General features: G+C 68.7%; 11 protein-coding genes. 9 read left to right on the top strand and 2 right to left on the bottom strand.

The features are described 5' to 3' along the window. Positions 1–6 precede the first annotated feature (6 nt). From DSX2_RS12435 to DSX2_RS17705, 7 genes are all read left to right on the top strand, one after another. Positions 7–1,425, top strand: coding sequence for an MBOAT family protein (locus tag DSX2_RS12435; RefSeq protein ID WP_020881172.1), 1,419 nt, complete (start codon positions 7–9; stop codon positions 1,423–1,425). A gap of 1 nt (position 1,426) precedes the next feature. Next, positions 1,427–2,629 (top strand): alginate O-acetyltransferase, encoded by a 1,203-nt coding sequence (locus DSX2_RS12430; RefSeq protein WP_020881171.1) that lies wholly within the window; start codon positions 1,427–1,429, stop codon positions 2,627–2,629. 437 nt (positions 2,630–3,066) lie between these two features. Beyond that, positions 3,067–5,529, top strand: coding sequence for a SpoIIE family protein phosphatase (locus DSX2_RS12425; RefSeq protein ID WP_020881170.1), 2,463 nt, complete (start codon positions 3,067–3,069; stop codon positions 5,527–5,529). Continuing rightward, positions 5,526–6,941 carry a TolC family protein gene (locus DSX2_RS12420; RefSeq protein ID WP_020881169.1) on the top strand — a complete coding sequence of 472 codons (1,416 nt, stop codon included), beginning with the start codon at positions 5,526–5,528 and terminating at the stop codon, positions 6,939–6,941. The genes DSX2_RS12425 and DSX2_RS12420 overlap by 4 nt, the downstream gene beginning before the upstream one ends. Before the next feature lie 25 nt (positions 6,942–6,966). Beyond that, complete coding sequence (locus DSX2_RS12415; protein WP_020881168.1) at positions 6,967–8,526, top strand: efflux RND transporter periplasmic adaptor subunit; 1,560 nt, start codon at positions 6,967–6,969, stop codon at positions 8,524–8,526. A gap of 9 nt (positions 8,527–8,535) precedes the next feature. Next, positions 8,536–11,643, top strand: a complete 3,108-nt coding sequence (locus DSX2_RS12410; RefSeq protein WP_020881167.1) for an efflux RND transporter permease subunit — start codon at positions 8,536–8,538, stop codon at positions 11,641–11,643. A gap of 41 nt (positions 11,644–11,684) precedes the next feature. After that, on the top strand, positions 11,685–12,248 hold the full coding sequence (locus DSX2_RS17705) for a hypothetical protein (protein WP_020881166.1): 564 nt from the start codon (positions 11,685–11,687) through the stop codon (positions 12,246–12,248). A 126-nt stretch (positions 12,249–12,374) separates the two neighbouring features. Here the strand turns inward: DSX2_RS17705 and DSX2_RS18085 are convergent, their stop codons facing one another. Both DSX2_RS18085 and DSX2_RS12395 read right to left on the bottom strand, forming a co-directional pair. Beyond that, entirely contained in the window at positions 12,375–12,533 is a 159-nt protein-coding gene (locus DSX2_RS18085) for a DUF3309 family protein (RefSeq protein ID WP_020881165.1), read from the bottom strand. A gap of 410 nt (positions 12,534–12,943) precedes the next feature. After that, on the bottom strand, positions 12,944–14,092 hold the full coding sequence (locus DSX2_RS12395) for a geranylgeranyl reductase family protein (protein WP_020881164.1): 1,149 nt from the start codon (positions 14,090–14,092) through the stop codon (positions 12,944–12,946). Positions 14,093–14,166: 74 nt separating this feature from the next. On the opposite strand from DSX2_RS12395, the gene DSX2_RS12390 reads away from it, so the two are divergent. Both DSX2_RS12390 and DSX2_RS12385 read left to right on the top strand, forming a co-directional pair. Beyond that, positions 14,167–14,856 (top strand): HAD family hydrolase, encoded by a 690-nt coding sequence (locus tag DSX2_RS12390; protein WP_020881163.1) that lies wholly within the window; start codon positions 14,167–14,169, stop codon positions 14,854–14,856. 145 nt (positions 14,857–15,001) lie between these two features. Then, entirely contained in the window at positions 15,002–17,902 is a 2,901-nt protein-coding gene (locus DSX2_RS12385) for an insulinase family protein (protein ID WP_020881162.1), read from the top strand. Positions 17,903–17,960: the final 58 nt, after the last annotated feature.

The following is a 17,960-nucleotide window of genomic DNA, read 5'->3' as shown; positions in this document are numbered from 1 at the left end:
GAACGCATGGTCTTCACCTCGAGCATCTTCCTCTTCTTCTTCCTGCCACTGGTGCTGGCGGGCAATCTCGTCGCCCCGAAAGGGACGCGCAACGTCTTCCTGCTGCTCGCGAGTCTCGTTTTCTACGCCTGGGGCGAGACCTTCTACGTGCTGGTCATGCTGGCCTCCATCCTGGCCAACTACGGCTTCGGGCTGGCGCTCGAGCGCGCCCGCGGAAGGCGGCGCGGCGTGGTCCTGGCATTGGCCGTTGTCTACAACCTGGTACAGCTCGGCTGGTTCAAGTACGCCGGATTCGTGGCCGGGAACCTGGACGCCCTGCTCGGGGCGCTGGGCCTGCCCGGGCTGCCGCCCCTCTCGGTGCACCTGCCCATCGGCATCTCCTTCTTCACCTTCCAGGCCCTGTCCTACGTCATCGACGTCTACCGGGGCGAGGTCGAGGTGCAACGCTCTCCGGCCAAGATCGCGCTGTACATCACCCTCTTTCCCCAACTCATCGCCGGTCCCATCGTGCGCTACAAGGACGTGGCCGAGCAGATCGAGTCGCGCCGCCTGACCTTCGACGGCTTTGCCGAGGGCGTGCGGCGCTTCGTGCAGGGCATGGGCAAGAAGATGCTCCTGGCCAACTCCATGGGCGCGGTGGCGGACAGCATCATGGCCGTACCGGCGGGCGACCTGCACGCCTCCCTGGCCTGGCTCGGCATCGCCTGCTACGCCCTGCAGATCTACTACGACTTCTCCGGCTACTCGGACATGGCCATCGGGCTCGGCCGCATGCTCGGTTTCGAGTTCTGCGAGAATTTCGACTTCCCCTACGTCGCCTCGTCCATCCGGGAATTCTGGCGGCGCTGGCACATCTCTCTGTCCACGTGGTTCCGCGACTACCTCTACATCCCCCTGGGCGGGAACCGCCTGGGAGCTCTGCGCACGAGCCTCAACCTGTGGACCGTTTTCCTCCTCTGCGGCCTGTGGCACGGGGCGAGTTGGAACTTCGTCATCTGGGGCGGCATCCACGGCCTGTTCCTGTCCCTCGAACGCACGCGCTTCGGCCGCGCCCTCGACCGGCTGCCGCGCATGCTGCGCCACGCCTACACGCTGCTCGTGGTCCTGGTGGCCTGGGTCTTCTTCCGCTTGGAGACGCTTCCCGAGGCCCTGCATTACCTGCGAGTCATGTCCGGCCTTTCCGGCGCCTCGGCCAAGACCTACGCCCTGAGCGCCTACCTGCCGCCGGAGAAAAAGGTCGCCCTGGCCGCCGGCATACTCTTGTGCGCGCCGGTGCTGCGCTGGCTGCAGACCACGCCCCTGCCGCACCCGGTGAGGGCCTCGCTGCGCGGGACAGAGGCCCCGGCCCTGGCCCTCGTCCTGTTGCTGTCCCTGCTGAACGTCGCGACCAGCACGTACAACCCCTTCATCTACTTCAGGTTCTAGGATGCGAAAGCCTTCCGGACAGGGCCTCGGCGGCATCCTCCTGGCGCTACTCTTCCTGGCGGCCGTCTTTCCGCCGCTGATGGGCTTCTTCACGGACCTTCACGCCCATGTCTCGCTGACAGAGAAGCGCGAGCTGGCGCCTTTTCCCGGCATTCCGGCGAGCCCCGGGGCGCTCAGGGCATTCCCCGGCGCCTTCGAGAAGTACTTCGGCGACCGTTTCGGCCTGCGCCAGCCCATGATCAGCCTGCACAACTGGATCGAGATCACGTTCTTCAAGCCGGACAGCTCGACCCGCGTGGTCAAGGGCCGGGACGGCTGGTACTATCTGCACCAGTCCATCGGGTACTGCACGCGGCAAAAGCCCCTGGATCAGGCACAGCTCGCGCAGTGGGCCGAAACCCTCGCGGCCCGGCGAGACTTCCTGGCCGCGCGCGGCGTCACGTACCTCTTCGTGGTCGCGCCGAGCAAGCCGGGCATCTATCCCGAGCACCTGCCGCCGGACGTCCGGCCAGCCGAAGAGAACGCCCTCGACCAGCTCTCGGCATACATTGCCGGTCTCCCCGGCAGGGTACCCCCGCCGCGAGCACCTTTTCCGCCGCCCCCGCCGCCGGATATCCCGTTCCTCGACCTGCGCCCGGAACTGCGCCAGGCCGCGCGGCAGGCACAGGTTTACGAAACCACCGACACCCACTGGAACGACAGGGGCGCGCTCGTGGCCGCCCTGCGCATCGCCGATGCCCTGCGCGAGCGCGGCGTCTTCCTGCCGCCGCCTCCTCCCTTCCGCGAGACCGTGCAGGAGCGCAACGGCGGCGATCTGGCCCAGATGCTCGGGCTGCAGTACGTGCTGCGCGGAACAGCGCCGCTGGTAGAGCCCGTGATCCCCGGTGCGGTCAAGCGCATCGTGCCCGACTACATGAGCCGCGCCTGGAGCTATTACCCCCCTACGGTCTGGGAGAAGAGGGGCCTGCCGGGCCACCTGGTCATGATCGGCGACTCCTTCACCATGAGCACCGCCTGCTCCTCGTTTCTGGCCGAGTTCTTCGGCCGCAGCGTGGCCGTCCACCGGGACCTGCTGCCGCCTGACGCCGAGGGCCTCGAGCGGATCGTGCAGGCAGAACACCCGGACGTCGTGGTCGAGGAGATCGTGGAGCGCAACCTCGTGCAGCCCGTATCCGCCACGCAAGGACTTCTCGCCCGCCGCTAGCCTCAAAAAGGCGTCCCCGCCTTTTCCGAGGTCCAGCCTATCCCCCCTTCCGGGGTCCGAAAAAATCATTGTGGCTCGCGCCCGGGGAGCCTCTATTCTTTCTCCTCTTGCCGGACCTTTGTGCAGTTTTGCGCCGCTCGATGTGCAGATGTCCGTGCAGATGTCTGTGCATATACGTGCAACGAATTGCACATGGCTCTCGTATCGAATTTCCAATTAATTGACATCATAGAATATTTCTGTTTGGTACGAGTCCTGCTTTCCACGATGCAGACTTTTTCGGGAGGGAATATGTCCGCGCGCGCCGACCAGATGGAACGCCCCTCCGCCAGGGAAAACCCGGCATCCCCCGGTCTGCCGTCGATGCGTCCGGGAGCAAAATCCCGCTGGCACAAATAGCCGAACTTCTGTTACCTGTTGAGGAAAAACCTCCGAGAATGACCGTGCGAATCCGTTGGAAGCTGCTGCTCCTCCTGCTGACCATCTCCCTGCTGCCCGCACTGGCGATCGGGCTCTCCGGCCTTTCGACCATGCGCCACATGGGCGCGGACGTGAGCCGACGCACGCGCGAGACGCTCTCCCTGCAGGCGCGGGCCAACCTGCGCCGCCTCATCGAGGACCACGCCCTGGTCCTGCACCGCGAGTTCGACCTGCTGCAGGCAGTGCTCGGCGCGCAGGCCCGCGACGTGGAGGACCTCCTCTCCCACCCCCCGCAGAGCGCGGCGCTCTATGTGCGCACCGTGTCCGAAGGCGGCATGGGCCAGGGCATGGGAGGCCGGGGAATGGGCGGCCGAGGAATGGGCGGCATGATGCGCGGCATGATGAACGGCATGGACCAGGACATGCGGCACATGATGGGCGGCACGACGCAGGACGGCACGGAGCAGCCCGGCCCTGGCGAAACCGGGAAGGCGGCGGTCCCGCAGGACGAAGGCCGCGATTCGGACTCCGATTCCGGCCGGATGGGCATCTTCTCGCCCGGCGCCGTGGCCGCGGGCGAGGGGCAGAGGTCAGCGGACATCCGCGCCCTCTCGCACATGGCCCCGCTGCACGCCCGGGCCCGCGACCTCCTGGGCGACCTGGCCCTGCGCCAGTTCACGGCCCTGGACGACGGGGTCTTCGCCTTCTATCCGGCCAGGGAGAGCCTGCCCGCGGGCAGCGTGCCCATGATGTACGATCCCCGCCGCATGCCCTGGTACTCCAAACCCCTCGAGACGGGCGGCATGACCTGGTCCCTGCCCTACGAGGACCCCTTCACGGGCGAGCCGGTGATCACCGTGAGCACGCCCGTGCGCCTGGACGGGCGCCCCGTGGGCGTGACCGCCATCTGCGTTCCCCTGGCCTTCCTGCTGCACCAGAACCCCCAGCACCTGCTCTTTTCCGGCCTGCACACCTGGATCGTACGCCCGGCCGACGACGCCGACGGCAACCGGGGGCTTCGCCTGGTCGCGGCCGACGTCTCCGGCGCCGACGCGCAGGCCGGAGCGAGGACCGAGCTCGAAGCCGCGCCCCCCTCTCCCGGAAACATGCGGCCCCGGGGCCAGGGCCTGGGCGCCGGAGCCGCGGGCCGGCGCGGCGGCCCTTTCCTCCACCGCTGGCGCCTGCCGCGGGCGCCCGAGTGGTTCAGGCTGAAGGACCCCGCCGTGCTCGAGGCCATGATCGCGGACATCGACGCGGGCAATTCCGGGGACAGGCTGGTGGACCTGGCAGGCAACCCGTCCGCCCCGGGCGCCTCCCAAAGTTCCGGCACCTCGCTCCTGGCCTACGCCCCGATCTTCCACGGCGGCACCGCGCTGGTCATCGCCGTGCCGGAGCAGGAGGTCGTGGCCCAGGCCACCGCAACCGGAGAATACATCACGGCCCAGGCCCGGAAGCACGAGCACACCGTGATCTTCGACCTCGCGGCCGTGCTGGCCGTCTGCCTGGGCGTGGCCCTGCTCGTCTCGCGGCGCATCACGCGCGTGGTGGCAAGCCTGGCCGGGGCCGTGTCCCGGGTCGCCAAGGGCGACTTCGCGGCCCGCGCACCGGTCATCGCCCACGACGAACTGGGCGACCTGGCCCAGACCTTCAACTCCCTGGTCCCGGCACTGGAGGACCAGGTGCGCATGAAGGAGACCCTGCGCCTGGCCCAGGGCATCCAGTCGCGGCTGCAGCCGCACAGCCTCCCCGCCGTCCCCGGCTTCGACGTGGCGGGCGGCAGCGACTCCTGCGACGAGACCGGCGGCGACTACTACGATTTCATCGGCCTGGCCGACGGCCGCCTGGTCGCGGCCGTGGGCGACGTCTCGGGCCACGGCCTGCCCGCGGCCCTGCTCATGGCCTCCATCCGCGGCTTCCTGCGCGGCCGCTCGGTCGAGCAGGGATCGCTCAGCGCGGTGGCCGGGGACGTGAACCGCCTCGTGCTCGCGGACACTTACGAGACCGGCGACTTCATGACCCTCTTCCTGCTCTCCCTGGATCCGGCGACCGGCGGGCTGGCCTGGCTGCGCGCGGGCCACGACCCGGCCTTCCTCTATGCCCCCGGCCACCCCCGGGCGGAGGCGGGCGGCGTGCTCGAACTCGCGGGCAGCGGCGGCACCGCCCTCGGCGTGGATCCGGAAGCGGTCTACCCGGAGAACGCCGGCGTGGCCCTGGCCCCGGGGCAGGTGGTGCTCCTGGCCACGGACGGCGTGTGGGAGGCCACGGACGGCGAGGGGCGGCAGTACGGCAAGGACAGGCTCAAGAGGCTGCTGGCCGGGGCCGCGACCGCCTCGGCCGAGGAGATCAGGCGGCTCGTGGTCGAGGACGTGCGCCGCTTCTCGGGCTGCGGCAAGCAGCAGGACGACGTGACCGTGGTGGTCATCAAGGCGCTTCAGGACACGGCGGCCATGGAAGACACGGCCATGGAGGAGACGAAATGACTCGCGGCACATCCTTTTTCCTGGCCATCGCGGCCGCACTCCTTCTTCCGCTGGCGGCCTTCGCCCAGGCGGCGCCCCAGGCTCCGGCCGCAGGGCCGATGGACCACGGCGGCACGCCCGGCGCCGCGCAGGCGCCCGCCCCGGAGGTCGGGAGATGGGCGCCGCCCGCGCTGCGCGAGCTCATCGAGGAGGCCTGGCAGGACAACCAGGACCTGGCCTCGACCAGGGAGCAGGCCGAGAGCCTGCGCGCCAAGGCGCCCTACGCCGGATCGCTCGCCGATCCGCGCGTCGGACTGGCCATGCTGAACGTGCCCGTGGACACCTTCAAGACCAACCAGGAGGCCATGACCCAGAAGCAGGTCTCGCTCTCGCAGAGCCTGCCCTGGTTCGGCACCCTCAGCCTCCGCGAGAAGGCGGCCGTGCTCCAGGCGGTCAAGCAGCGGCAGGTCTACGAGGCCCAGCGCCTCGCCCTGGCCGCCCAGGTCGCCCAGGCCTGGTTCGACCTCGGCTTCGTGGAGCAGAGCCTGGCCACCAACGCCCGCCTGACCGCCCTGGTGGACCAGATGATGCGCGTGGCCGAGTCGCGCTACGCCACGAGCGGCGGTCTGCAGCAGGACATCCTGCAGGCCCAGGTGGAGGCCACCAGGCTCCTGGACGAGAAGACGAGCCTCGAGCGGCGCCGCCGCACCCTGGCCGACCGCATCAACGAGCTCCTGAACCGCGACCACTTCGTGGAGGTCACGGGGCCGGGCGACCTGTCCCTGCCCGCCGGACGCCTGGAGGCGGACGAGCTCACGCGGCGCGCCGTGGCGGGGAACCCCGCCCTGGCCGCGCGCCGCGTGGAGGAGGAACGCTCCAAGGTCCTCGTGGAGCTGGCCCAGAAGGACTACTACCCGGACATGAACGTCAACGTGGCCTACGGCTTCCGCGAGAGCGACCCGAACACCGGCCTGGACCGGCCGGACTTCCTCTCCGCCGGGGTCAGCTTCTCCGTGCCGCTGTGGGCCGGAACCCGCCAGGACAGCCAGCTCGACTCCGCCAAGAAGGCGCAGTCCGCGGCCTCGCGCTCCGTGGCCGGGCTCGAGGAGGCGCTGCCGCACAAGGTGGACGCCCTGGTGGACGAAATCACCCGCACCCGGGACAACTACCGCCTCTTCAAGAGCGCCCTGCTGGCCCAGACCTCGCAGTGGGCCGAGGCCTCGCTCGCGGCCTACCAGACCGGCAAGGTGGAGTTCAGCACCATGATCGCGGCCCAGACCCGGCTTCTGACCTCCGAGCTGCAGGTCAAGCGCTACCTTTTCGACGTCTACGCCAAGATGGCGGCCCTGGAAGAGGTCGTGGGCGGCCCCCTCGATTCCGCGGCGGCCCAGGCAGCGCCCCAGGCAGCGCCCGCCCCGGCCCGGAACCAGTGATCCTTACGCGCCCAGGAGACAGCCAATGAAACGCATCGCACTCGCCACCGCAGCCCTCTTCGCCACCTTCCTCGCGGCCTCCTGGACGCCCGCGCCCGTTCCCGCCCCCTCCGCCGGGCTTCTCTCGGCCCTCCCGGGCCCGGCCGACGCGGCCGCGGCCGAGGGGCCCAAGGCCGGGGAGATCGACCCCAAGACCGGCAAGCGCATCAAGTACTGGGTCGCGCCCATGGACCCCACGTACATCCGGAACGAGCCCGGCAAGTCGCCCATGGGCATGGACCTCGTGCCCGTCTACCAGGACGAGGGCGGGGAGAAGGAGCCGAGCTCCACCATCCGCATCGACCCCGTGACCCTGCAGAACATGGGCGTGCGCACCCAGACCGTGGAGGAGAAGCCGCTTTCGCGCTCCATCCGCGCCATGGGCACGCTCGGCTACGACCAGTCGCAGAGCGCCGTGGTGACCACCAAGTTCAACGGCTGGATCGAGCGCATCTACGTGGACTACGTGGGCCAGCAGGTGAAGAAGGGCCAGCCGCTCTTCGACATCTACAGTCCGGACCTGGTCACGGCCCAGGAGGAGTACAGGCTCGCCCTGCGCCAGAACGCCGAGCTCGCGAACAGCGAATTTTCGAGCGTGCGCGAGGAGGCCAAGCGGCTGCTCGAGGCCTCGCGCACCAAGCTGCGCTACTGGGACCTCTCCCCGGCGCAGATCCGGCGCATCGAGAACGGCGGGGCGGTGAGCAAGACGATCACGGTCTACTCGCCGGTCAGCGGCGTGGTCACGGCCAAGAACGCCGTGCTCGGCAGCTACGTCAAGATGGGCGACAAGCAGTACGAGATCGGCGACCTCTCCACCATCTGGGTGGACGCCGAGGTCTACTCCTACGAGCTGCCCTTCGTGCACCAGGGCATGCCCGCCGAGATGGAGCTCGACTACATCCCGGGCAAGCGTTTCAAGGGCACGGTGCGCTACATCTATCCCTTTCTTTCGGCCCAGACGCGCACGGCCAGGCTCAGGCTCGAGTTCCCGAACCCGGGCATCGAGCTCAAGCCCCAGATGTACGCCACGGTCTACCTGAGCTCGAAGATCGCGGACAAGACCGTGGTCATCCCGCAGCAGGCGATCATCGACACGGGCGTGCGCAAGGTGGTCTTCGTGGCCCTGGGCAAGGGCCGCTTCGAGCCGCGCCAGATCGTCACCGGCCCGGTGGGCCAGGACGGCCAGGTCCAGGTGCTGAAGGGCCTGAAGGCGGGCGAGCAGCTCGTGGTCTCGGCCCAGTTCATGCTCGACTCCGAATCCAACCTGCGCGCGACCATCGAGAAGATGATGGAGGCGAAAAGCCCCAAGGCCTCGGGCCAGGCCGCGCCCGCGGGCGGTACCTCGGGCGGTACCTCTGGCGAGACCTCGGGCAGTGACCTCGACATGTCGGGCATGACCATGGATTCCGGCGGTTCCGGCAATTCCGGGACGTCCGCCGCCAAGCCCAAGGGCGACGACCTGGACATGTCCGGCATGACCATGGGCTCGCCCGCCCCCAAGGGGTCCGCGACCCCGGCGCCCAAGACCTCCCCGGACAAGAAGTAGGGGCCGCTCATGATCGCCAAAATCATCGAGCTGTCCCTGAAGAACAAGTTCCTGGTCCTGCTGGCCACGCTCTTCATCGTGGCCGCGGGCTACTGGGCCATGCGCTCCATGCCCCTGGACGCCATCCCGGACCTCTCGGACGTGCAGGTCATCGTGCTCACCGACTACCCGGGCCAGGCGCCGCAGGTGGTCGAGGACCAGGTCACCTATCCCCTGACCACGGCCATGCTCTCCGTGCCCTACGCCAAGGTCGTGCGCGGCTACTCCTTCTTCGGCGTCTCCTTCGTCTACGTCATCTTCGAGGACGGCACGGACCTCTACTGGGCGCGCAGCCGCGTCATGGAGGCCCTGAACTACGTCTCGGGCAAGCTGCCCGCGGGCGTCGCGCCCCAGATAGGCCCGGACGCCACGGGCGTGGGCTGGGTCTACGAGTACCTGCTGAAGTCCGACAACCACGACCTGGCGCAGCTGCGCTCCATCCAGGACTGGTTCCTGCGCTACGAGCTGACGAGCGTGCCGGGCGTGGCCGAGGTGGCCTCGGTGGGCGGCTTCGTCAAGCAGTACCAGGTCATCGTCGACCCCAACAAGCTCGAGGCCTACAACCTCTCCATCGACCGCGTGAAGATGGCCATCAAGCGCTCGAACAACGACGTGGGCGGCAGGGTCATCGAGATGGGCGAGACCGAGTTCATGGTCCGGGGCCAGGGCTACCTGAAGGGCGTCCCTGACATCGAGAACATCCCGCTCGGCACGGACAGGCAGACCGGCGTGCCCATCCTCATGCGCAACGTGGCCGAGGTGAAGATCGGCCCCGAGCTCAGACGCGGCCTGCTGGACGAGAACGGGCAGGGCGAGGTCGTGGGCGGCGTGGTCATCATGCGCTACGGCGAGAACGCCCTGACCACCATCGCGGGCGTCAAGAAGCGCCTGAAGGAGCTCGAGTCCGGCCTTCCCAAGGGCGTGCACATCGTGCCCGCCTACGACCGCTCGGGCCTCATCCTGCGCGCCGTGCACACGCTCACGCGCACGCTCATCGAGGAAAGCATCATCGTGGCGATCGTCTGCATGGTCTTCCTCTTCCACATGCGAAGCGCGCTCGTGGGCATCATCACCCTGCCCATCGGCGTGCTCGTGAGCTTCCTGCTCATGCGCATCCAGGGGCTGAACGCCAACATCATGAGCCTGGGCGGCATCGCCATCGCCATCGGCGCCATGGTGGACGGGGCCATCGTCATGATCGAAAACGTGCACAAGCACATCGAGCACGACGACGGCACCACGAGCCGCTGGCGGCTGGTCTACGAGTCGTCCAAGGAGGTCGGCCCCTCCCTCTTCTTCTCGCTGCTCATCATCGCGGTCAGCTTCCTGCCCGTCTTCACCCTGGAGGCGCAGGAGGGCCGCCTCTTCAAGCCCCTGGCCTTCACCAAGACCTACGCCATGATGGGCGCGGCCGTGCTGGCCATCACCGTGGTGCCCATCCTCATGGGCTACCTGATCCGCGGCAAGATCGTGCCCGAGACCAGGAACCCGGTGAACCGCTTCCTGATCTGGATCTACCAGCCCGTCATCCGCCTGGTGCTCAAGGCCAAGTGGCTGATCATCCTGCTCGCCGCGGCCTGCCTGGCGCTGACCTACATCCCCTGGAGGAACATCGGCTCCGAGTTCATGCCGCCGCTGAACGAGGGCGACCTGCTCTACATGCCCACGACCCTTCCCGGCATCTCCATCGCCAAGGCCAAGGAGCTCCTGCAGCAGACCGACCGCATCATCGCCACCTTCCCGGAGGTGGAGCGGGTCACGGGCAAGGCGGGCCGCGCCGAGACGGCGACGGACCCGGCGCCGCTGTCCATGTTCGAGACCACGATCATGCTCAAGCCCCAGGACCAGTGGCCCGCGGGCATGACCACCGAGAAGCTCGTGGAGCAGATGGACAAGGCCATCCAGATCCCGGGGCTCACCAACGCCTGGACCATGCCCATCAAGACGCGCATCGACATGCTCTCCACGGGCATCAAGACGCCCGTGGGCATCAAGATCAAGGGCGACGACCTGCAGACCCTCTCGGACATCGGCCAGAAGATCGAGGCCGTGCTGCGCGAGGTGCCGGGCACGGCCAGCGCCTACGCAGAGCGCACCACGGGCGGCAACTACCTGGACATCAAGGTCAGGCGGGGAGAGGCCGCGCGCTACGGGCTCTCCGTGGGCGACGTGGAGGACGTCATCAGCAGCGCCGTGGGCGGCATGAACGTGACCTACACGGTCGAGGGGCAGGAGCGCTATCCGGTCAACCTGCGCTACCCCTCCGAGCTGCGCGATACCCCGGAGAAGCTGCGCCGTGTCCTGGTGCCCCTGCCCGGCGGCGGCCACGTGCCCCTGGAAGAGGTGGCCGACATCCGCGTGACAAAGGGCCCGCCGGTCATCAAGAGCGAGAACGCGCGCAAGAACGCCTGGATCTTCGTGGACATCGGAGGCGTGGACATCGGCACCTACGTCAAGCGCGCCCAGCAGGCCGTGGCCGCCAAGGTCAAGCTGCCCCCGGGCTACAGCCTGGTCTGGAGCGGCCAGTACGAATACATGATCCGGGCCCAGCAGCGCCTGGCCGTGGTCGTGCCCATGACGCTCATCATCATCTTCGTGCTGCTCTATCTGAACTTCAAGAACGTCGGCGAGAGCCTGATCATCATGCTCTCCGTGCCCTTCGCCCTCACCGGCGGGCTGTGGCTCATGTATCTCCTGCACTTCAACATGAGCGTGGCCGTGGCCGTGGGCTTCATCGCCCTGGCGGGCGTGGCGGCGGAGACGGGCGTGGTCATGCTCATCTACCTGGACATCTCCTACAAGGCGTTCAAGGAGCGCTACGGCGCGGAGTTCAACCGCCGCCACCTGGCCGAGGCCATCGAGGAGGGCGCGGCGCTGCGCGTGCGGCCCAAGATGATGACCGTGACCGCGATCATGGCGGGCCTCGCGCCCATCATGTGGAACCACGGCACGGGCTCGGAGATCATGCAGCGCATCGCCGCGCCCATGATCGGCGGCATGATCAGCGCCACGATCATGACCCTCGTCGTGGTCCCGGCCATCTACGGCATCTGGAAGGGCTGGCGCCTGCCCAAGTAGGCGGCGCCTCACCGATATCTGAGCACCCCAAGGAGGACATCATGAACAGCATCATCACCCGCACCACCGGGCGCACCACCCGCCTCACCGCTTCCGGCACCGCCCGGCGCCTCGCCGCGGCCGCGACCCTCGCGCTGGCGCTCGCGCTGGCCGTGTGCACCGGCGCCTTCGCCATGCAGGGCATGGAGGGCCAGGGCTCCCAGCAGCAGGGCATGGACATGGGCAAGGGCCAGGACATGGGCGGCATGGACATGAAGGGCGGCGACACCATGGGCACCTTCACCCACACCGCCGAGGCCGACGGCTACAAGGCCGAGTTCCAGATCATGAGCCTGGCCTCCATGCACATGAAGGCCGAGGACGGCAAGACCCACCACGTCATGGTCAAGTTCTTCAAGCCGGACGGCACCCAGCTCACCAAGGTGGAGGCCAAGATCAAGGTCGTCGCGCCCTCGGGCAAGGACCAGGTCGAGACGCTGAAGGACTACTCCGGCACCTACGCCGCGGCCTTCGACCTCTCCGCCAAGGGCAAGTACGGCATCATCTGCCTGTTCAAGGCCGACGGCGGCAAGCACATGGTCAAGTTCTGGTATCCCGAGCAGTAGCCGGAGCGCGAAACGGAGCGCTTCATGAAAAAGGGCGGGAGGCCATCGGCCTCCCGCCCTTTTTCGCGCCGTCTGCGGGCCGCCCGCCCCTCCTCCGCCTTCTCGGGGAAGGCGGGAGGAAAACGGCTATATCTTGCCCAGCAGGATCAGGATCAGAAGCACGACGAGGATCGTGCCCAGGATGCCGCTCGGCCCATAGCCCCACCTCCGGCTGTACGGCCAGGCGGGGACCACTCCGAGAAGCATGAGAATGAGAATGATCAGCAAAATTGTGCCTACCGACATTGTCCATACTCCTGGTTCAGATGTTGCTTGCCCCGGGAAATGCATCCCGGACTGTCCATGCCAGATGCGCCGACTGCGCCGTGCCGCAGGCAGACTGCACATTCACGGGACGGCTTCGTGGACATGTCGAGACTCTTTACAGCATGCGGAGCAGGGGGTGGCCGTCGCATCACGATCGGCACGGAAAGAGGAAAAACGCATACATGCCGACCATCGGATATTCCTCGAATTCATAACACGACTTTGTTCTTCATAACAATGCAAAACGAATTTTTCCGGATACTTTCCCCTCTCCCTGCCTGTGCAGTGCGGCTATGGGCCGCGCAGACACCGGCCGAATTTCGTGCCGCGGAGGCGACCCGGGATCACGGAAGGAGAAAGATGGGGAGGAGGACGGAGGCGGAAGCGGCTCAGGCCCAGAGCATGCGCAGCAGGTACCAGGGCATGCGCCGCTTCAGATAGCGATTGAACTCGCGGTAGGTGCAGCGCCCGGCCAGGATGTCCACGTAGCGCAGCACGGTCTTTTTGTCCGAGAGCATGGCCTTGTACAGGTGGCGGGGGGCGTGTTCCAGGGCGCGCACGAGGCGCAGGGCGTGGCGCAGCTCCTCGTGCAGCGGGCGGGTCAGCTGCTCGAAGAGCGGCCCGGCCGCGAGGGGATCGCCCGCGGCGAGGGCCTCTGCCACCGCCTTCGCCGCCATCTGGCCCGTGCGGATGGCGTGGGAGATGCCCTCGCCGAGCAGCGGGTCGGCGAAGCCGCCCGCGTCCCCCGCGAGCAGGGCCCGGCCCCGGTAGACGGGCCGGTCCACCCCGCCCATGGGGATCTTGTGGCCCTGCAGGCGCACGGGCCTCTCCACGCCGTGGGCGCGCAGAAGCTCCATGAGATGGGCCACGGCCTTGCGGCGCTCGGTGCCCAGCTCGCCCATGCCCACGGAGGAGTCCGTGCGCCTGGGGAAGACCCAGCCGTAGCTCACGCGGCAGATGCCGAAATGAAGCACCAGGGGCTTGCCGGAGACAGCGGCGCCGGGCGCGGAGTCCGGAGCGTTGGGCACGTCGGCGCAGACGCAGTAGTTGTACTCGTGCGGCGAGTCCGGGGGACGCACGGCGTGCTTGAGGCGGCCGGACGCCCCCTCGCACACGAGCAGCAGGCGCGCCCGCGCCTCGCCCGCCGAGGTCCGGAGCCTGACCCCCTCCCCGTCCTCGGCGAAGCCGAGCACCTTCACGCCCTCGCGCACCTCGGCCCCGGCCTCGCGCGCCTTGTCCACCAGCAGGGCGTCGAAACGCTCCCGCGTGACCAGCACGCCCGTGCGCCACGGCGGCGCGGCCAGGGTGCGGCGGGCGTCGATGCACAAAAGCCCGCCGTGGTAGTCGCGCTCGATCAGGTCGTCGGGCAGGGGGAAGTCCAGGGCCTTGACGGCGTGCTCGGAGAGGGCGCCGCCGCAGGGCTTGGGCCTCGGGAAGCGGTCCTTGTCGAAGAGCAGCACGGAGAGCCCGGCACGGGCAGCGGCCCGCGCCGCAGAGGCTCCGGCGGGTCCGGCACCTGCTATGGCGAGATCGTGCATGCGTTTTACTAGCGTCAAGCCGTCCGTTTTTCCAGCCTTGACTTGCGCGGCGTTTGGCCCCATCCGAAGGTGCCATGAACGTGGACTGCCCCGACTCCCGGCTGCATGCCCTGATCCTCGACTTCGACGGCACCCTGGCCGAGCTGTGCCTGGACTTTGACGAGATGAAGCGCCGCCTGGGCGCCCTGGCCGAGTCCTACCTCGACGCCGCGCCCGCGCCCGGCGCCAGGCCCGCGCTCGAATGGCTCGACGAGCTGACCGGACGCATCGCCGAGGCCGAGGGCCGCGACACCGCGCTCGAGTTCAACTCCCGCGCCCGCTTCCTGATCATGGACATGGAGCTGGCCGCGGCCAGGCAGGGCCGCCTCTTCCCCTTCACCCGGCCCGCCCTCGCCGAGCTGCGCGCGGCAGGGCTCGGGCTCGCGGTCATCACCCGCAACTGCTCGCCCGCGGTGAACATCGTCTTCCCGGACATCCGCGACTTCGTGGACGTCTTCCTGGCGCGCGAGGACGTGGCCCGGACCAAGCCGGACCCCCTCCACGCCCGCACGGCCCTGGCGGCCCTCGACGTCGCGCCCGGCTGCGCCCTCATGGTCGGCGACCACCCCCTGGACATGGCCACGGCCCACGCCGCTGGCATGCACGCCGCTGGCGTGGCCTCCGGCCGGGTGGACGAGGCCGGGCTCCTGGCCGCGGGCGCCGACCTGACCGCCCCGGACCTGCCCGGACTGCTCGCGCTGCTGCGCTGCCGCAACCTCTTCTAGCCCTTTCGCGGCACCCCTTCGCCCGCATCCCTTCATCGCACCTTCCGGTCCCGCGTCCCTTGCCCCGCCCGCCACCCGCGCGGCGTTGATTTGTGCCGCGCGTCGTGTAGGATGCCAAAAGGCCCAATCACCCTTTGGAGGAATCATGTCACACGGCTTCACGCTGCTTCGCGAGGAAAACGTTCCCGAGATCCAGTCCACCGCGCGCATCTACCGCCACGACGCCACCGGCGCCCGCCTGCTCTCCGTGATCGCCCCGGACGAGAACAAGGTCTTCGGCATCGCCTTCCGCACCCCGCCCAGGGACTCCACGGGCGTGGCCCACATCCTGGAGCACTCCGTGCTCTGCGGCTCGCGCAAGTACCCGGTCAAGGAACCCTTCGTGGAACTGCTCAAGGGCTCGCTGCAGACCTTCCTGAACGCCTTCACCTACCCGGACAAGACCTGCTACCCCGTGGCCAGCGCCAACCTGCAGGACTTCTACAACCTCGTCGACGTCTACCTCGACGCGGTCTTCTACCCCCGCATCACCGAGCACATCTTCAAGCAGGAGGGCTGGCACTACGAGCTCGACGCTCCCGAGGGCCCCCTCTCCTACAAGGGCGTGGTCTTCAACGAGATGAAAGGCGCCTACTCCTCGCCCGACTCGGTCCTGGCCGAGCTCTCGCAGCAGTCCATCTTCCCGGACACCACCTACGGCCTGGACTCCGGCGGCGACCCCGAGCGCATCCCGGACCTGACCTTCGCGCAGTTCACGGACTTCCACCGCACCTACTACCATCCGGCCAACGCCTGGATGTACTTCTACGGCGACGACGACCCCGAGGAGCGCCTGCGCCTCCTCGCCGCCTACCTCGACGAGTACGGCCCCCTGGAGGTCGATTCCGAGGTCAGGCCCCAGCCGCGCCTCCCCGAGCCCCGGCGCATCGAGCGCGGCTACGCCGCGGCCGAGGACGGCGGCAAGGCCATGGCCACCCTCAACTGGCTCCTGCCCGAGACCGTGGAGACCGAGGCCAACCTGGCCTTGCGCGTGCTCGAGGAGATCCTCCTCGGCATGCCCTCCTCGCCGCTGCGCAAGGCGCTGCTCGACTCGGGCCTGGGCGAGGACGTGACCGGCGGGCTGGAGACCGAGCTGCGCCACATGTACTTCTCCGTGGGGCTCAAGGGCCTCGATCCCGTGACCGCGTCCGAGTCCCAGGCGCGCATGGAGGAGATCGTCGCCCGCGTGCTCTCCGGCCTCGCGGACACCGGCATCCCCAGCGACCTCCTCGAGGCAGCCCTGAACACCGTGGAGTTCGCCTTCCGCGAGAACAACACCGGCCGCTTCCCGCGCGGCCTGGCGCTGTGGCTCAGAAGCCTCTCCACCGGCCTTTACGGCGGCGATCCCCTGGCCCTCATCTCCTTCGAGGCCCCGCTGGCCGCGCTCAAGATGCGCCTGGCCTCGGGCGAGAAGGTCTTCGAGAACATGCTGCGCGAGCACTTCCTGGACAACCCCCACCGCTCCGGCGTGCTGCTCACGCCCGACCCCGAGCTCCTCGCCCTGCGCGAGCGCATCGAGGGCGAACGGCTGCGCGCCGTGCTGGACGCCATGGACGACGCCGCCCGCGCCCGCACCATGGCCGAGGCCAAGGCGCTGCAGGAGGAGCAGGCCGCGGCCGACTCGCCCGAAGCCCTGGCCTCCATCCCCATGCTCGGCCGCGACGACCTGCCGCGCGAGAACCGCCGCATCCCCGGCGACCTCTCCGTGTACCGCGGCGCGCGCCTGCTCGCGCACGACCTGCCCACCACGGGCATCGCCTACCTCGACGTCGGCTTCTCCATGGCCTCCCTGCCGCGCGAGCACCTCCCCCTCGTGCCCCTCTTCGGCCGCGCGCTGCTCGAGATGGGCACCGCCAAGGACGACTTCACGAGCCTCACGCGGCGCATCGCCCGCGTCACCGGCGGCATGGGCGCCCTGCCCCTGACCGCCACCGTGCGCGGCGAGGAGAAGACCGCCTCCTGGCTCTTCATGCGCGGCAAGGCCACGGCCGAAAAGGCCGCCGAAATGGCCGAACTCTTCCACGACGTGCTGCTCACCGCGCGCTTCGACGACCCCGAGCGCTTCAGGCAGATGCTCCTCGAGGAAAAAGCCCGCACCGAACAGCGCATGGTGCCCGCCGGACACGGCTTCGTCTCCTCGCGCCTGGCCGCGCGCTTCACCACCGCCGGGCTGGTCTCGGAGATGATGGGCGGCGTGGACTACCTCTTCACCCTGCGCCGCCTGCTCGATGCCCTGGAGACCCAGTGGCCCCAGACCCTGGAGACCCTCGAGTCCATCCGCAGGACGCTCCTCACCCAGGGCGCGCGCATGATCAACCTGACCGCGGACGAGACCGCGCGCAGCGCCCTCGAACCCGGCCTCAACGCCCTCATCGACGCCCTGCCCCAGGCCAGGACCAAGGAGCTCGCCTGGAAGCCCAAGCCCTTCCCCGCGGCCGAAGGGCTGACCATCCCCGCCCAGGTCAACTACGTGGGCAAGGGCGTGAACCTGAAGAGCCTCGGCATCGAGCCCGGCCGCGCCGCACCGGCGGTCTCCCGCTGGCTGCGCGCCGCCTACCTCTGGGACCGCGTGCGCGTGCAGGGCGGCGCCTACGGCGCCTTCTGCTCCTACGACGAGGTCTCCGGAAACCTGTTCATGGTCTCCTACCGCGACCCGAACCTCAAAAAGACCCTCGCCACCTACGACGCCACCGCCGCCTACCTCGAAAAGCTCGAACTCTCCCAGGCCGAGCTCGACAAGGCCGTGGTCGGCGCCATCGGCGACATCGACTCCTACCAGCTGCCCGACGCCAAGGGCTTCACCTCGCTGGCGCGCCTGCTCACCGGCCGCACCGAGGAAGAGCTCCAGGAACGCCGTGAGGCCATCCTGGGCAGCACCATCAAGGACTTCCGCGACTTCGCACAGGCCGCCGCGGCGCTGCGCGACCACGGCCAGACCGTGGTCATGGGCCCCGAAGACGGCATGAAGGCCGCCGACCTCGGCCTGAAGCTGACGCGCGTCCTGTAGCTGGGAGAGGAATGCCTCCGGCGGCCAGGGAGGGGGCTGCGCGCCCCCTCCCTGGACC

It is taken from the genome of Desulfovibrio sp. X2 (assembly GCF_000422205.1).
Classification (GTDB): Bacteria; Desulfobacterota; Desulfovibrionia; order Desulfovibrionales; family Desulfovibrionaceae; genus Alkalidesulfovibrio.
The sequence above is the reverse complement of the archived record's forward strand: the minus strand, read 5'-3'. Positions and strand labels throughout refer to the sequence as shown.

Coding starts and splice junctions, on each gene's coding strand:
- DSX2_RS12435 (WP_020881172.1), top strand. CDS start 7: ATGGTCTTCACCTCGAGCATCTTCCTCTTCTTCTTCCTGCCACTGGTG.
- DSX2_RS12430 (WP_020881171.1), top strand. CDS start 1,427: ATGCGAAAGCCTTCCGGACAGGGCCTCGGCGGCATCCTCCTGGCGCTA.
- DSX2_RS12425 (WP_020881170.1), top strand. CDS start 3,067: ATGACCGTGCGAATCCGTTGGAAGCTGCTGCTCCTCCTGCTGACCATC.
- DSX2_RS12420 (WP_020881169.1), top strand. CDS start 5,526: ATGACTCGCGGCACATCCTTTTTCCTGGCCATCGCGGCCGCACTCCTT.
- DSX2_RS12415 (WP_020881168.1), top strand. CDS start 6,967: ATGAAACGCATCGCACTCGCCACCGCAGCCCTCTTCGCCACCTTCCTC.
- DSX2_RS12410 (WP_020881167.1), top strand. CDS start 8,536: ATGATCGCCAAAATCATCGAGCTGTCCCTGAAGAACAAGTTCCTGGTC.
- DSX2_RS17705 (WP_020881166.1), top strand. CDS start 11,685: ATGAACAGCATCATCACCCGCACCACCGGGCGCACCACCCGCCTCACC.
- DSX2_RS18085 (WP_020881165.1), bottom strand. CDS start 12,533: ATGTCGGTAGGCACAATTTTGCTGATCATTCTCATTCTCATGCTTCTC.
- DSX2_RS12395 (WP_020881164.1), bottom strand. CDS start 14,092: ATGCACGATCTCGCCATAGCAGGTGCCGGACCCGCCGGAGCCTCTGCG.
- DSX2_RS12390 (WP_020881163.1), top strand. CDS start 14,167: ATGAACGTGGACTGCCCCGACTCCCGGCTGCATGCCCTGATCCTCGAC.
- DSX2_RS12385 (WP_020881162.1), top strand. CDS start 15,002: ATGTCACACGGCTTCACGCTGCTTCGCGAGGAAAACGTTCCCGAGATC.